The 15,265-nt window shown below is 68.2% G+C and carries 15 protein-coding genes; 8 read left to right on the top strand and 7 right to left on the bottom strand.

All coding sequences use genetic code 11. From position 1 onward, the window contains the following. The first annotated feature begins 225 nt into the window (after nt 1-225). Nucleotides 226-603, top strand: coding sequence for a hypothetical protein (locus WA670_RS01705; protein WP_037808446.1), 378 nt, complete (start codon nt 226-228; stop codon nt 601-603). Between the two features lie 4 nt (nt 604-607). On the opposite strand, the gene WA670_RS01700 is transcribed toward WA670_RS01705, so the two are convergent. The 3 genes from WA670_RS01700 to WA670_RS01690 all read right to left on the bottom strand — a co-directional run bounded on the left by WA670_RS01700 (nt 608) and on the right by WA670_RS01690 (nt 3,288). Continuing rightward, nucleotides 608-1,783 carry a Fic family protein gene (locus WA670_RS01700; protein WP_037808443.1) on the bottom strand — a complete coding sequence of 392 codons (1,176 nt, stop codon included), beginning with the start codon at nt 1,781-1,783 and terminating at the stop codon, nt 608-610. 147 nt (nt 1,784-1,930) lie between these two features. Next, nucleotides 1,931-2,590, bottom strand: coding sequence for a hypothetical protein (locus tag WA670_RS01695; RefSeq protein WP_134728528.1), 660 nt, complete (start codon nt 2,588-2,590; stop codon nt 1,931-1,933). Between the two features lie 107 nt (nt 2,591-2,697). Further along, on the bottom strand, nt 2,698-3,288 hold the full coding sequence (locus WA670_RS01690; RefSeq protein WP_336156749.1) for a nitroreductase family protein: 591 nt from the start codon (nt 3,286-3,288) through the stop codon (nt 2,698-2,700). Between the two features lie 236 nt (nt 3,289-3,524). Between WA670_RS01690 and WA670_RS01685 the strand changes: the two genes are divergently transcribed. Both WA670_RS01685 and WA670_RS01680 read left to right on the top strand, forming a co-directional pair. Continuing rightward, complete coding sequence (locus WA670_RS01685) at nt 3,525-4,790, top strand: aspartate kinase (protein ID WP_037808437.1); 1,266 nt, start codon at nt 3,525-3,527, stop codon at nt 4,788-4,790. After that, entirely contained in the window at nt 4,790-5,830 is a 1,041-nt protein-coding gene (locus WA670_RS01680) for an aspartate-semialdehyde dehydrogenase (RefSeq protein WP_037808435.1), read from the top strand. Before WA670_RS01685 ends, WA670_RS01680 begins: the two co-directional genes overlap by 1 nt. A gap of 48 nt (nt 5,831-5,878) precedes the next feature. Here WA670_RS01680 and WA670_RS01675 read toward each other — a convergent pair whose 3' ends face one another. Together WA670_RS01675 and WA670_RS01670 are read right to left on the bottom strand one after the other, a co-directional pair. After that, nucleotides 5,879-6,553 (bottom strand): hypothetical protein, encoded by a 675-nt coding sequence (locus tag WA670_RS01675; protein ID WP_134728527.1) that lies wholly within the window; start codon nt 6,551-6,553, stop codon nt 5,879-5,881. A 262-nt stretch (nt 6,554-6,815) separates the two neighbouring features. Next, a complete protein-coding gene (locus WA670_RS01670; protein WP_336156747.1) occupies nt 6,816-8,261 on the bottom strand; it encodes a M48 family metalloprotease in 1,446 nt (481 codons plus the stop codon). A gap of 175 nt (nt 8,262-8,436) precedes the next feature. Between WA670_RS01670 and WA670_RS01665 the strand changes: the two genes are divergently transcribed. Then, nucleotides 8,437-9,627 (top strand): RtcB family protein, encoded by a 1,191-nt coding sequence (locus WA670_RS01665; RefSeq protein ID WP_037808430.1) that lies wholly within the window; start codon nt 8,437-8,439, stop codon nt 9,625-9,627. 57 nt (nt 9,628-9,684) lie between these two features. After that, on the top strand, nt 9,685-10,062 hold the full coding sequence (locus WA670_RS01660) for a hypothetical protein (protein WP_037808429.1): 378 nt from the start codon (nt 9,685-9,687) through the stop codon (nt 10,060-10,062). A 68-nt stretch (nt 10,063-10,130) separates the two neighbouring features. Here the strand turns inward: WA670_RS01660 and WA670_RS01655 are convergent, their stop codons facing one another. Then, on the bottom strand, nt 10,131-11,279 hold the full coding sequence (locus WA670_RS01655; RefSeq protein WP_037809344.1) for an MFS transporter: 1,149 nt from the start codon (nt 11,277-11,279) through the stop codon (nt 10,131-10,133). 671 nt (nt 11,280-11,950) lie between these two features. Here WA670_RS01655 and WA670_RS01650 point away from each other — a divergent pair. Further along, complete coding sequence (locus tag WA670_RS01650) at nt 11,951-12,508, top strand: hypothetical protein (RefSeq protein ID WP_037808428.1); 558 nt, start codon at nt 11,951-11,953, stop codon at nt 12,506-12,508. Nucleotides 12,509-12,890: 382 nt separating this feature from the next. Here WA670_RS01650 and WA670_RS01645 read toward each other — a convergent pair whose 3' ends face one another. After that, nucleotides 12,891-13,943 (bottom strand): alpha/beta hydrolase, encoded by a 1,053-nt coding sequence (locus WA670_RS01645; RefSeq protein WP_134728525.1) that lies wholly within the window; start codon nt 13,941-13,943, stop codon nt 12,891-12,893. Between the two features lie 185 nt (nt 13,944-14,128). Here WA670_RS01645 and WA670_RS01640 point away from each other — a divergent pair, with 185 nt between their 5' ends. Next, nucleotides 14,129-14,701: an NADPH-dependent FMN reductase gene (locus WA670_RS01640; RefSeq protein ID WP_205673106.1), complete on the top strand. Its 573-nt coding sequence runs from the start codon at nt 14,129-14,131 to the stop codon at nt 14,699-14,701. Between the two features lie 133 nt (nt 14,702-14,834). Further along, a complete protein-coding gene (locus WA670_RS01635; RefSeq protein ID WP_009084505.1) occupies nt 14,835-15,257 on the top strand; it encodes an organic hydroperoxide resistance protein in 423 nt (140 codons plus the stop codon). Nucleotides 15,258-15,265 lie beyond the last annotated feature (8 nt).

Here is a 15,265-nt window from a genome sequence, read left to right as displayed (position 1 = left end):
GGGATCGGTGCGGACGACCGGCACCACAAAGCCCCGCGACGAGGAGCCGGTCAGATCAGGCCCCGTCGCGGCAGCGAAGCAGGAGTTCACGCGCCACGGGGTCACTGTAACCACCCGACGCCGCGAAAGGAAAGCCGCCCGTCGCGATCGAACTGTTACGTCGGGTGGCTGATACCTGTTACTAGCGGGTAGCGGGCCGCGAAACGACGTGCCAGACTGCCCGGCATGGGCGAGCACGCGGAAGAAGCGCAGGAAACCGAGGCGAAGGCGCGGCCCCAGCGCACCCCGGTGGACTGGCGGCGCACTCGTGAGCGCGGGGTGTCCTTCCTCGCATCGCTGGTGCGCTGGGTCGGACTGCTGTTCGCCGCGGTCTTGGTGCTGCACGTGATTTTCGTCATCGGCGAGGCAAACCAGGGCAACGGCATCGTCTCGTTCGTCCGCGGCTGGGCCGACGGACTGTCGCTCGGCTTCAAGGACCTGTTCACGCCGAGCGACGCGAAACTGCGCGTTCTGGTGAACTACGGCATCGCGGCGGTGTTCTGGCTGATCGTGTCGGGAATCCTGGCGAAGATCATCCGGCGCGTCGGGGGCGCGGGCGCCTGACTGGTCAGTTTTCGGCCAGTTCGTCGAACACTCGGTCGCAGATGTACTGGCGTCCGTAGTTCCCGCCGGTGATCTCGCGCAGGAAGCCAGCTTCCTCGAGTTTTTTGATCGCGTTGCTCGCGGTCGGGTAGGACACGCCGAGGTTGTTCTGCACCTCGGGAATCGTCATCATCGGGTACCCGATGATGGTCACCGCGAGATCCTGGACGGCGCCTCGTGCGCCGAGGCCGCGCATCGTGTCGCTCACTTCCTGGGAGAACGCGGTGAGCCTGCCGATCGTGTTTCCCGCGGCCAATGCGCGGGCTTTGACAGCTTCGGCGAAGAACCGCACCCAGGGATCGAAGTCACCTGTCTTGCTGACGTTCAGGAGGTGGTCGATGTAATCCTCCCTGCGCGGTTCCAGCCAGGACGACAAGTTCAGCACCGGGTACTTGAGGATCTTCTCCTCGATCAGCTGCAAGGTGATGATCAGCCGTCCGATCCGGCCGTTTCCGTCGCTGAACGGGTGCAGGGTTTCGAACTGGTAGTGGCCGAGTGCCAGCTTCACTAGTGCTGGCAGCTCCTGCTCGGCGTTGATCCACTTTTCCCATGCGCTCACCCCGTCTCGGAGCATGTCGCCGTTCGGCGGCGGGACGAAACGAGACTGTTCGATTCCGCGGCCGCGGTCGCCGATGCAGACCAGTCGTTCGCGCAGCCGGCCCGCGTCGTAGGAGTCGCCACGCGTGCCGGCGACGAGGATCTGCTGGAGTTTCGAGACCACCTTCAGGCAGATGGGCAGTTTGCTGATGAGGTCCAGACCCTCGAACGCGGCCTTGACGTAGTTCTGGATCTCTCGGATCTCCGCGGTGGCCGGCTCCCTGCTGGTTTGCTGCGCCTGGAGCACATCGGCGTAGGGGGCGAAGGTGCCTTCCAGTGCCGAAGTACTGATCGCTTCCCGGGTAAGCGAGGGGCGGACCAGGAGTCCGGGGTTGGGCAGCTGATCGGTCAGGGCATCCAGCGCGCCAAGCGCCCGGTCGGCTTCGCTGAGCAGCTTGTAGGTTCCGGCGGTGAGCGCGACCTCGGTGGGAAGCGGGTCAGGAACAAACGCGAAGTGGCGGTACGGTTGCTTGGTGCGCCCGTCGGTGCCGGTTATGGGTACGAGGTGCCCGATCGGCGACTGACGGAAGGTCTCTAGCTCCACTTTTAAAGGTTATCAGCAAAGGCTTTAATTCTGCTCGCGACATCTCAAGTTCCTTGAATTTTTTCAAGGAACTTGCAAGGAACCGCCCGATGCCTTGAATTCACCGCGTCGGGGCGCTGGTGCGTCGACCAGCGCCCCGCCTATGGTTCAGGACTGCCAGGTCACGGCGTCCTTGCCGTAGTCAGTGTTCGGCGCCAGGTCCCGGTACGTGCTCGCGGTGTAGCTAGCCCCCTTGACCTCCGTGCCAGCGGGGGCCAGTGCCAGCACGCAGCTGTCGTACGAAGCGCCCTTCGTGGTGAACGCCTTGCCGGAGTTGCCGCGGTCGCACTTCTCGAACTTGCCGATCACCGTCACGTGCGGGCCGTCGGTGCCATCCGCGAGCAGGCCGTTCATCAGGCCCAGCGAGCTGTACGAGAAGTCCGAGCCGGTCTCGTTCGTGACCTTGACCTGGATGTAGTACGGCGTCATCCCCTTGGCCCGGTCGCCGAGCTTCAGCGGGGCCAGGTCGGCCTCCACGCCCTTGTCGATGCCGGTCACCGTCACGCCGATCGCGCCGGTGATCTTCTGCGACTTGAACGGCACCACGGCCTTCTCGCCGATCTTCAGCTTCGTGCCCTGCTTGGTGTAGTCGGCGGAGGCGGAGTCGCCGGCGGGAGCGGCGGCCGAGGAGGACGGTGCGGCCGCGGAGGACGAAGCGGGCGGAGTGGCGATCGGCGGGGCGGGGGTGTCCTCGGAGGAGCACCCGGACAGCGCGAACGCCATCGCCGTCGCGGAAACCGCCAGTGCAACCGGCATCGCTGTACGCATTTCGTCACTCCTTGAGAAGAATCCCACCGAATCAGCGGCCTGACCGGTTTGGCGTCTATCTGACCTCAACGGCGGGACTCCGGTTCCCCGGATTGCTCACGAAACGGTCACAGTGCCGGAGACCCCCATCGATCACCGAAGACGAACTCCGCGAGCGGCAGCCGTCGCCGAGGGGCGAGTTCGCGTTCGATCCGGCGCGGGTCGTCCAGTACGGACGGGTCGGCGGGCGACCCGACGGCGATCGCGACCCGGGCCACCGCCTCGTCCGGGAGGCCGAACTCCGCGCGGACCGCGTCCGGCGAGAAGCCCGCCATCTGGTGGGCGATCAGGCCGAGTTCGACTGCCTGGAGGACGAGGTTCTCGGTCGCCAAACCCAGTCCGTAGTCGGCGTAGGGCACCTCGCCCTTCTCATTCGTGGTGACCGTCACGCCGATCAGCAACGCGCTCGCCCGGAACGCCCACGCCTGGTTCCCGGAGTTGAGCGTCGCGAGGATGCGGGGGAACACCGGATCGCCCCGGCGGCCGACGAGGTAGCGCGCCGGCTGGGTGTTGCCGAAAGACGGCGCCCACCTGGCGGCTTCGAGCAACGCGGTCAGCTGGGCGCCGGTGATTTCGGCGGTCTCGTCGTAGGCCCGCGGGCTCCACCGCTCGGCGATGGCCGGCGCGACGGGGACGCTCGTCTCGGCTGGTTTGCGCATGCGGCGAAGGTAGTACGGCCGGGGAGTGCTCTCCGTCACTCCGGAGGAAGGGCTTCGAGCTTTCCCCTGGCGTTAAGGAAAATTTACTTCCAAACCCTCCTGACGGGCCGTGGCGGACCACTCGATGGGGTGGCGAGCGCCGTTCGCGCCGGTAGGCTCTTCTCCAAATGAAGGGCCGTGGGCGCTCCTCGGTGCCCTCCAAGGAGTACGCCCCGGCCCGTCAAGGAGGTTCGGGCGTGGCCCTCGTGGTCCAGAAGTACGGCGGATCGTCGCTGGAAAGTGCCGACCGGATCAAGCGCGTGGCAGAACGGATCGTCGCGACCAAGAAGGCGGGCAACGACGTGGTCGTCGTGTGCTCGGCGATGGGCGACACCACTGATGAGCTGCTCGATCTGGCGCAGCAAGTGAACCCGGCTCCGCCGGAGCGGGAAATGGACATGCTGCTCACCGCCGGTGAGCGCATCTCGAATTCGCTGGTCGCGATGGCCATTTCCGCGCAGGGCGCGCAAGCCTGGTCGTTCACCGGTTCCCAAGCGGGCGTGGTCACCACCTCGGTGCATGGCAACGCGCGCATCATCGACGTCACTCCGAGCCGCGTCACCGAGGCGCTCGAGCAGGGTTACGTCGCGCTGGTGGCCGGTTTCCAAGGCGTGGCACAGGACACCAAGGACATCACGACGCTCGGCCGCGGCGGTTCCGACACCACCGCGGTGGCGCTCGCCGCCGCGCTGAACGCGGACGTCTGCGAGATCTATTCCGATGTGGACGGTGTGTATTCGGCCGACCCTCGGATCGTGCCGGACGCCAAAAAGCTCGACACCATCCCGTACGAGGAGATGCTGGAGCTCGCGGCGAGCGGATCGAAGATCCTGCACCTGCGTTCGGTCGAGTACGCGCGCCGTTACGGCGTGCCGATCCGAGTCCGTTCTTCTTACAGCGACAAGCCGGGCACCACGGTGGCCGGATCGATCGAGGAGATCCCCGTGGAACAAGCGCTGATCACCGGTGTGGCACACGACCGCTCGGAAGCGAAGATCACCGTGACCGGCGTGCCGGACCACGCCGGTGCCGCGGGCAAGATCTTCCGGGTGGTCGCCGACGCCGAGATCGACATCGACATGGTGCTGCAGAACGTGTCCAGCACGTCCTCGGGCCGCACCGACATCACCTTCACGCTGTCGAAGGCCAACGGGGCCAAGGCGGTCAAGGAACTCGAGAAGATCAAGGCGGAGATCGGCTTCGAGTCCGTGCTGTACGACGACCACGTCGGCAAGGTGTCGCTCGTCGGCGCCGGGATGCGTTCGCACCCGGGCGTCACCGCGACGTTCTGCGAGGCGCTGGCCAACGCGGGCGTGAACATCGAAATCATCAACACCTCGGAGATCCGCATTTCGGTGCTGATCCGCGATGCGCAGCTGGACGAGGCCGTGCGCGCGATCCACGAGGCGTTCGAACTGGGCGGCGACGAGGAAGCCGTCGTCTACGCGGGGAGTGGTCGCTGATGGCGCAGGGTCTTCGCGTCGGGGTGGTCGGGGCTACCGGCCAGGTCGGCGCTGTGATGCGCAAGCTGCTCGACGAGCGGAATTTCCCGGTCGAGCAAATCCGGTACTTCGCCTCGGCCCGTTCAGCGGGACGCACGCTGCCGTGGCGCGACGAGGAAATCACCGTCGAGGACACGGCGACCGCTGATCTGTCCGGTTTGGACATCGCGTTGTTCTCCGCGGGCGGTGCGACGTCGCGCGAGCAGGCGCCGCGGTTCGCCGAGGCGGGCGCGATCGTGGTCGACAACTCGTCGGCGTTCCGGCGCGACCCGGACGTGCCGCTGATCGTCAGCGAGGTCAACCCGGAGGCGATCAAGGACGTGCGGAAGGGGATCATCGCGAACCCCAACTGCACCACCATGGCCGCGATGCCGGTCCTCAAGCCGCTGCACGACGAAGCCGGTCTGGTGCGGATCATCGCGAGCACCTACCAGGCGGTGTCCGGCAGCGGTCTGGCCGGCGTCGACGAACTGGCCGCTCAGGTGAACGCTGTCGCCTCGCGCGCGGCCTCGCTCACGCACGACGGTTCGGCGGTCGAATTCCCGGCCCCGGCCAAGTACGTCGCGCCGATCGCGTTCAACGTCCTGCCGATGGCCGGGTCCATTGTGGACGACGGCACGTTCGAGACGGACGAGGAACAGAAGCTGCGCAACGAAAGCCGGAAGATCCTGGGCATCCCGGAGCTGCTGGTGTCCGGCACGTGCGTCCGGGTGCCGGTGTTCACCGGGCACTCGCTGTCGATCAACGTCGAATTCGAACGGCCGCTGTCGGTCGAGCGGGCGACCGAACTGCTGTCGAACGCGCCGGGCGTGCAACTGGCGGACGTGCCGACGCCGCTGCAGGCCGCGGGAATCGACCCGAGCCTCGTCGGGCGCATCCGGACCGACCCGGGTGTCCCGGACGGCCGCGGTCTCGCGCTGTTCGTCTCCGCCGACAACCTCCGCAAGGGGGCGGCGCTGAACACCGTGCAGATCGCCGAACTGGTGGCGCAGAACCGCTGAGCTTCGCGCTGAAACTGCCCGGTCCCTTGTCCAGGGACCGGGCAGTTTTCACTTCTTCTTCTGCCGCGGCTTGATCGGTTTCAGCCCGAACGCGACCCGGATCTCCGGCTTCTGCAACGGGCGCAGCACCGCCTGCATCAGGAAACCCCACAGGATCAGCCCGACCGGCGCGCCGCCCCCGGCTCCGGAACTCATGGCCAGCGACAGGATCGCGCCGAGCAGCAGCATCGCCATGAACCCGCACTCGAGCCAGATGAGCGCGAGCATCACCCCGCGCTGCCGCCTGCCCAGCAGGACGGCGCACACCACCAACGCACTGGTCAGCGCCGAGTTGATTACCAGGATCGTCACCGGCAGGGTCACGGTGCCCGACGTGCCGCCAAGCCCGAGCAGGTAACCGACGAACGCCGCGAGCGCCAGGTAGAGCACGGCCTGGCCGCCGATCGCCCACCGCATCGACCGGATTCCTCGTCGCACCTCCTGCTCCGCGTTTTCGCCGGACGCGGGCATCGGCTGGGATGGACTGGACGGGATCACCTCGGACACCACCTCTTGCTCGGGAACCAGGCCAGGAGACCACTGGTCGTTCGGGACCGGTCCCCGCTGCTTGGCGAGCCGGCAGGCTTGGTTGCGGTGCGTCCGGAATTCGTGAATGGCTCCGTAACCGCTGTACGACCACACCCGTCCGGACGCGCTCCGGCCGAGGTGGCGGAATTGTTCCACCGCTTAGGGGCCACGCCGGAGTTCGACGAGCGCGGCTTCGACGCGCTTGTCCCCTCCTCGGCGAAGGTCCACATTAGATCGTGGGTGCCGAACCACTTGTCACACCAATACTGCAGGGCGCGCGCTGGAATCCCGTGAATTGCTCCGCGCTGACGTACTTCGCCCCCGCGCGCTGCGGATCTGCCACGCCACGTTCGTGAGCGCGTCGGCGTGCACCGCGGAACGGTGTAGAGCTTGATCAGTCCCAGCAAAGGGTTTCCTCTCAGGAACGAACCGGGGCGAGCAACGCGCGGAGCGGAGCGGTGTCCCCGTCGATCGCCGCGCCGACGGCGGGATCCAGTTCGGCGGCGTACGGTTCGGCCAGCACCAGCTTCGCTGGTCCAGACCAAGACAGTTCCCAGTGCGCCGCACCGGCTTTGGCGAGCATTGCGTGCAGCACAATGGACAGTCTCAAGTGGACTTGCGCTCGGTAGAGTTCGCGCTCCGGCCGCGCCCGGGCCTCCGGCGGAGCCGTGGGGTCGGCGAGTTCCTCGAGGCGTCCGGCGTCGAGCAGGTCCAGCAGATCGTCGAGACGGCGGCTGCGGAGGATCCGCAGCGCCTCGGCCTGATTCGAATCGCGCACGCCGATGTCGACGAGGCTGGCCCAGTCGAGCTTCTTCTTCGAGGACACTCCCTCCGTGAAGCCGGTGATCAGTACCGCATCGAGCAGCTCCGGTCCGTTGTGGAGAAGGTCCATCGCCGGTCGCTCGCCGCCGGGCGGAACCGGGACGGCCGGAGCGGCTTCCAGCAGCGCGATCCGTTCTGCCATCGGCGGGTGGCTGTCGTACTTCGAGGCAGGCCGCGACGGCGGATTTTCCCGCAGGGAAGCCATTTCCTCCGCGCGCTGATCGTCGGAGAGCAGCAGCTGGTAGCCCTCGGTCATCCGCGCCGGCAGATAGCCGGAGGACCAGGCGACCGTCGCGTAGTCGTTCAGGAACACCCACCAGGCCGCGTCGAGGACTTCGACCTCGCGCAGCGCGCTGGCCGCGGCCGCGCTGCCGGCGACGCGCGCGGAATCGGTGTCGGCAGCGAGTTCCTGTTGCTGACTCACGCGCGCCGAGACCTGGAAATACACGGCGGCGTACGCGGTGAAGATCGGCCGCACCAGCCGGCCGGACCCAGCCGAGCTGAGTCCGTTCACGACTCGCCCGATCGTCTGCCGTCCGCGATAAGTCGCGCCGGCGAAGCGGGTGTGGCGATTGCTGTAGTGGCCGAGCTCGTGCCCGAGAATGGCCCGGAGCTGGCTGACCCGCATCCCGGCGAAAAGCTGCGCGCCAATGAACATCCGGCGCCGCCGCACGCGCAGCCCCGCCCAGTGCGTCTCCTCGTTCACCGCCGCGTTGACCTGCGGAACGAGGTAAATCTCGTCCGGCGGCCGGGTGCCGACCTCCTGGGCGAGCTCGCGGACGGCTGCCCACAGTTCGGGCTGCTCGCCGGGCGTGACGAGCACACCGTCGACGTCGTCGTGCGACCGCTCGAACGTCAGCAGGGCGGTGACCAGCACGTACAGCACGGGAACGGCGAGGAAGCCGAGCCGTATCGCGGTGAACGGATGACCGTGGAACGCCTCGACCTCGAGCCAGATCAGCGCCCCGGCGACGGCGAGCATCAGCACCGGAAACCCGGCCAGCAACAAGACCGCGAGCGTCGCCCGCAATGAGTACCTCATGGAAAAACGGAATCCTCCCCAAGACCGGCACCCTCGGCGAACCGGTCGTCCGAGCCGTTATCGACGGAAGCGCCGATTTCGTTTCACCGATGCACCGGTGTTCGAAAACCCGTTGTCGCCAGCGCCCGAGTGCCGGATGCTGAGCGGGCAAACTTCGTTCTGGGAAAGGAAAGTCATGTACACGGCAGTGGACGGCGCGCGGGTTCCGATCCGGATGTGGGCAGATCCCGCGTCGGTCGAAGACCAAGCGATGCGGCAGCTGCGCAACGTCGCGAACCTGCCGTGGGTGCACGGCGTCGCGGTGATGCCGGACGTCCACTACGGCAAGGGCGCCACGGTCGGCAGCGTCATCGCGATGCGCGACGCGGTCTCCCCGGCCGCGGTCGGCGTCGACATCGGCTGCGGGATGAGCGCGGTGCGGACCTCGCTCACCGCGAGCGACCTGCCCGACGACCTCGGCAAGCTGCGCAAGCGGATCGAATCGGCGGTGCCGGTCGGGTTCGGCTTGCACAAGACGCCGGTCAACACCGCGAAGGTGCACGGCGTCGGCGGCTGGGACACGTTCTGGAAGTCGTTCGGCGACCTGCACGAGGGAGTCCAGGACCTGCGCAAGCGCGCGCATCTGCAGGTAGGCAGCCTCGGCGGCGGCAACCACTTCATCGAGGTCTGCCTCGAACAGGGCGGCGCCGACGAGGGCCGGGTCTGGCTGATGCTGCATTCGGGTTCGCGCAACATCGGCAAGGAACTCGCTGAGCGGCACATGGCGATCGCGCGGAAACTGCCGCACAACCGCGATCTGCCGGACCCCGACCTGTCGGTGTTCGTCGCGGACACGCCGGAAATGCAGGCGTACCGGCGCGACCTTTTCTGGGCACAGGACTACGCGGCACGGAACCGGGCGACGATGGTCGCGCTGGTGAAGCTCGCGGTCGCGGAAGTGATCCCGGGGACGACGTTCGATGACGCAGTTTCGTGTCACCACAACTATGTCGCCGAGGAAACCTACGACGGCGTCGACCTGCTCGTCACCCGCAAGGGCGCGATCCGGGCCGGCTCCGGCGATCTCGGGATCATCCCGGGCAGCATGGGAACGGGCTCGTACATCGTGCGCGGACTCGGCAACACCGCGTCGTTCGAGTCCGCGTCCCACGGAGCCGGACGGCGGATGTCGCGGACGAAGGCTCGCAAGACCTTCACCGCCGCCGACCTCGCCGCGCAGACCGCGGGCGTGGAATGCCGGAAGGACACCGGGGTCGTCGACGAGATCCCGGCCGCGTACAAGGACATCGAGACGGTGATCCAGGCGCAGACCGACCTGGTCGAGGTGGTCGCCCACCTCAAGCAGGTCGTGTGCGTGAAGGGATGAGGGGTTCCCGCGGGCGAATCGCGCCGGTGCGCCCGCGGGAGCCGCTACCCTGATGGCATGAAGAGCTGGGGGGTGGCGGTCGCCTTGGTCGCGGCCGGAACGTTGCTGGCCGGATGCGACCAGGTCGATTCGGCGGTCAATCAGACGAATTCAGCGGTGGACAAGGTCTCCACGTGCACCGAAGCGCTGGGCCTCGCGGACCTGAACCCGTTGGTGGACGGCGACAAGCTCAAGGCCCGCGCGCAGGACAAGGAACGGCGGCTGCGCGAGCTGGCGGCCGACGTCAAGGAAGAGGACGTCAAGAACGCCCTGCTCGGCATGGCCGATTCGTACGTCCAGGTGCAGAAGGAACACCTCGAGGACGCCGGGGTGATCGCCCGGTGGACCAAACGGAACCTGGAAAAGCTCGACGGGCTGCGCAAAGCCTGCACCTGACCCTTCGCAGAAATCCGTGAAGGAGCCCTTCACGGACGTCCGCGTCGCGGATCGCGCCCGGCAACAGCTCAGCGGCGAGCCCGCACAGCCGCCGCCAGCGAAGGGGTTCGCACCGAGCTCCGGCGCAGCGACCACACCAGCCCCAGCGCCGCCAGCGCCAGCCCGCCGAATCCGGCCGCCGCGAAACCCCACGCCGGGCTCGAATGGTCGATCGCGAAGCCGACCACCGGGCTCCCCGCGGCCAGCCCGAGCCGCGTCGACGCGTCCTGCAGGCCCATCGCCTCGCCGCGGACGGCGGGCGGCGCGAGTTCGCTGACCGCCTCCGTGGTGGCGGCGAGCGTCGGGGCGCAGACCAGGTTCGTCGGGATCAGCACGAGCATCAGCAGCCACCACGGCTGCGTCACCAGCCCGACCGGGATCACCAGCAGCGCGAGCAGCAGCATCAGCAGCCCCTGCGGCAGCGACTTCCGCACCGCGCCGTGCACGATGCCGCCGATCATCGACGCCGCGCACATCACCGCGATGACCAGGCCGGTCCAGCCGACGTCGCCGTGCGAGCGCAGCGCGGCCAGCGTCGCGACCTCCGTGCCGACCAGGCAGAACAGCGTTCCGGCGGCGATCAGCAGGGTCGCCAGCAGCCGTCCGGTGAGCCAGGACCGCAGCGGCGGCCGCACGATGCCGGCCGGGGCGAGTTCGTCCTCGTTCCGGATCGGCGGGTTGAGCAGGAAGATCAGCAGCGCGGTGACGCCGAAGATGGTGCCGATGCCGCTCAAGGTCAGCGTCGCCGACAGTTGCGAGATCGCCGCGATCCCGGCCGCCGGGCCGATCATGAACGACGCCTCGACCAGGATCGTGTCCAGCGAGTACGCCGCGCGCCGCTGGTCGGCGGGCACGAGCGCGGCGAGGATCTGCCGCGCCAGCGAACCCGCGGGCACCGACAGCACGCCAGCAGGCAGCGCGCACACCACCAGCGCCTCGTACGACAGGTGCGGAGCCGCGAACCAGAACGCGGTGGACGACAACCCGCACACCGCGACCACCGGACGCAGGCCGTACCGGTCGATGGTGCGCCCGATCACCGGCGCGCCGAGCGCCATGCCCAAGGTGACCGCCGCGCCGACGACGCCCGCCGCGCCGTAGCCCCGGCCGAGGCCACTGACGACGTACAGCGTCAGCGTCACGCCGGTCATCGTCATGGGCACGCGTGCGAAGAACATCAGCGCCATCGACGGGCGGAGGCCGGGGACGCTCAGGACGCGGCGATAAGGCTGAAAAGGCACGTACCCCATGAGAGCAAGAGTTGGTACGAGCGTGCAACTTCTTTTCGTCACACTCGCTGAGCGGCACCCGCCACCCGTCCGGGTGTCGTGCAGGCGTTCGGCGGACCCGGAAAATGCGAGCGCGACCTGGGTGATAACTTCATCGGCAGCACGGAAAAGCATTCTCGCCGCCCATTCGCGAACAGTTTTTCACATTTCCGCGCCGACCTTGGAGTTTTCCGGTCGAGGCGGCGGAGTTCCCCAGGAAAAAGGGGAGCGGACCCGAATGCGGGCGGCGGTGCGTGCGTGGGGGACCCCCACGGTCGGACGAGCGAGATCGCGCGTCCCGACAGGGTGATGAAGGTAATCGATCACGAACTACGCCTGTGTGAGTGAGCGATGCCGCCGTTCGGGCAATCCGGCTACTATGAGTCAGATTCAGGTCCGCGGTCCGTGATCGTCGGGGGACGCGCAAGCCGTCCACGTTAATCAATTGCGGGCCGGTTCCCGATTCTTGGATTCGGCACGTAAGGGTTAGAAAAACTCCCTATCCGGTGATCGGCTGGTGTTGGGCCGACACGGCGGGTATCGATTTACCCGGCAGGTCCCAGAGGCCAGGGAGGTAAAGAATGAAAGGCAAGATCGGGCGGATCATCGCTGTGGTCGCCGCGGGCAGTCTGCTGGCCGTCGGCACCTCGGGGATGGCCTCCGCGAGCCCGGCGGGCGGCAAGGGGTCCTCGGCCACTCAAGCCGTCGCCGCGCAGGTACTGCAGATGCGGGACGACCTGACCAAGGTCGCGTACGCCGGCGATGTCGCCAAGACGAGGGCGGACCTCACCCGGCTCAGCCCGGTGCTCGCCGACATCGCGGCGGGCAAGCGCTACCAGGTCCAATCCGAAACCCAGCAACTCTCGTCGGCGGCGAAGGTCCGCGCGGACGAGTCCAACCGGCTCCTCGGCGACCCGACTGCGACGCCGCGGCAGATCCCGCCGCTGCCGATCCCGCCGTTGCCGGACCTGCCCGGACCGCTCAAGGCGGTGAGCGACCTGGTCAAGGGCCTGCTCGCCGCGGTCACCAGCCTGCTGGCCGGGCTGCTCGGCGGAGTGCCGGTACCGCCGCTTCCGGTGCCGACGCCACCGCTGCCGGCCCCGCCGGTGCCCGCCCCGGTGCCAGTGCCGGGAACCTGAACGGCCTGACGGGGAGGGGGAAAGGCCCGGAGCCTGGTGCGGTTCGCCGCGCCAGGCTCCGTTCCATGTCCGGGCTCGGGTGCCGGGTGTTGACCGGGAACACCGTTCGCGGGCGGTTGGCGAGCCCGGCTTGCAGCGCGTTCGGGTGCCGGTGTTGACCGGGAACGCCGCTGACGGATGGTTGGCATGGCCCGCTCGCAGAGCGTTCGGGCACCGGTGTGACCGGCGACGTCCCTTGCGGGTGCTTGGCGTGTCTCGTTCGCAATGCGTCCGAGTTCGGTCCGGGTGCCGGTGCTGACCGGCGACCCCGCTCGCGAGCGCTTTGGCGTGCCCGCTCGCAGCGTCTCCGGGCCCAGGCCCCGGTGCTAACCGGCAACCCCTCTCACGAGCGCTTGGCGAGCCCCACCCGCAGCGCGCCCGCCATCTCCGCGATCGCCTCGCGGAACCGGGTCCCCACTCCGGCGAAGTTGAGGAATCCGTGGATCAGGTCGGCCTGCCTGCTGACCGCCACCGGAACTCCCGCCGCGCGCAGTTTTTCCGCGTACGCCTCGCCTTCGTCGCGCAGCGGGTCGAAGCCCGCGGTGACGATGTAGGCGGGCGGGAGTCCACTGTGGTCAGACGCGAGCAAAGGCGACATCCGTGGGTCGGCTTTGTCGACGCCCTCCGGCGCGTAATGCCCCTCGAACCACACCATCGCCTCGTCGGTGAGGAAGAGGTCTTCGCCGAACAGTTCGCGAGACCGGCGTCGCGTAGTGAAGTCGACCGCCGGGTAGATCAACAGCTGGAACGCGGGGGCCGGTCCGCCCCGCCGGGTCGCCTCCAGTGCGACGACGGCGGACAGGTTGCCGCCCGCGCTGTCGCCGCCCACCGCGATCCGGTCCGGGTCCGCGCCGAGGTCGGCCGCCTTGGCGTGCGCGTAGTCGAACGCGGCCAGCGCGTCCTCCACCGGTCCGGGGAACGGGCATTCCGGCGCGAGCCGGTACTCCACCGACAGCACCCGGACCCCGGCGTGTTTCGCGAGGTAGCGCGCGGCGTTGTCGTGCGTGGCCCGGCTGCCGATGACCCATCCGCCGCCGTGGAAGAACACCAGCAGCGGCGACGGTTCCGGCAGGCCGGCCGGGGTGTAGAGGGTGGCTTCGAGGGACGCGTCGCCGGACGGGATGGCGACGTCGCGGGTCGCGACCGGGTCGATCCGTTTGCCGTTGACCAGGTGCTGGCTCGCTTCCAGCAGCGCCCGGGACCGCTCGACCGACCCGTTGACCAGCGAAGCACCGGAGAGCTTCTGCAACCGCAGCAGCAACTGGGCGTCGAGGGCGAGCTCCTGGCCGTCCAGCCGCAGCGGTGCTCCGGCGATCAGCCTGCGCACCGGCCTGGGCAGCCAGAACAGCAACTGCGCGGCGGCAGCCTGGGCGCGGATCTGCAGCGGAATGGCCATCGTTCCTCCTCGAACGCCGGATGAGCCGAGGTTACTTGCCAGTAGGTACGTTGGTCCAGTCGGTGTGTGACCCAGGCCTCCGTCTCAGATCCTGGTCCTCCAGTTAGGTGGAGGGGTTAGCCTCAAAACAGGCCAGCGTGGCGCAGCCACTCCGTTGAGGGTGGTGGTGGGGAGGAAGGTCGGAAGTGACTTCGGGACAAAAGGTCAAGGTGCTGGGCATTGGCGGCTCGCTGCGCGAGGGCTCGCAATCCGAGCGCGCGTTGCGCATCGCGCTCGCCGCCGCCGAGGAACGCGGCGTCGTGACCGAGCTGATCCCCGGTCCGGAGCTGGTCCTTCCGTTCTACGACACCGCGACCCCGGAGCGGGACGAACGCGCGCGGAAGCTCATCGAGGGCGTGCGCCAGGCGGACGGGCTCATCGTCGTCTCGCCCGGTTACCACGGCGGGCTGTCCGGGCTGGTCAAGAACGCCCTGGACTACATCGAAGACCTCCGCGAGGACACCCGCCCCTACCTCGACGGCCGCGCGGTGGGGCTCGCCGCCGTCGCGTACGGCTGGCAGGCCGCGGTCACCACGCTCGAACAGCTCCGCACGATCACGCACGCGTTGCGCGGCTGGTCCACCCCGCTGGGTGGTTCGATCAACTCCGCCGAGACGAAATTCGACGAGGGCGGCGGCGCGTCCGACGAGAAGAGCGTCCGCACGTTGCGGCTCATCGGGGAGCAGGTCGCGGAGCACGCGTTGCTTCGCTCACGCTGAGGTTTCCCCTCCTCGAATCCCGGTTATTCCCGGGGTGATGACTGCCATGCCGGGGCACGGTTCCGCGGATGCGGGGCGTTGAACTCATTGCGACGCTGACTCCGGAGGCGTCCCCGATGAGGAGGTAACACGCATGGCCGAGCCGATTTACACCGCCGTCGCGACCGCGCGAGGAGAAGGCCGCAACGGCGACGTGACGTCCTCGGACGGCGTGCTGGACGAGTCGCTGGCGATCCCCAAGGAAATGGGCGGTCCCGGCGGCGACAAGACCAACCCGGAGCAGCTGTTCGCCGCGGGGTACTCCGCGTGCTTCCTGAGCGCGCTGCAGGCCGTGGCCCGGCAGGCGAAGGTCGCGCTGCCCGCCGCGACGGTGACCGGTTCGGTGAGCGTGTTCAAGAAGGACGTCGGGTTCCAGCTCGGCGTGCGCCTTGACGTTTCGCTGCCCGGTTTGGCGAAGGCCGACGCCGACCAGCTGGTCGAGCAGGCGCACCAGGTCTGCCCGTACTCCAACGCGACCCGCGGCAACATCGAGGTGGAGCTGACCACCACCGTCTGACCCAAGAC

Source organism: Amycolatopsis sp. VC5-11 (assembly GCF_037034185.1).
GTDB classification, from domain to species: Bacteria; Actinomycetota; Actinomycetes; order Mycobacteriales; family Pseudonocardiaceae; genus Amycolatopsis; species Amycolatopsis nivea.
The sequence above is the reverse complement of the archived record's forward strand: the minus strand, read 5'-3'. Positions and strand labels throughout refer to the sequence as shown.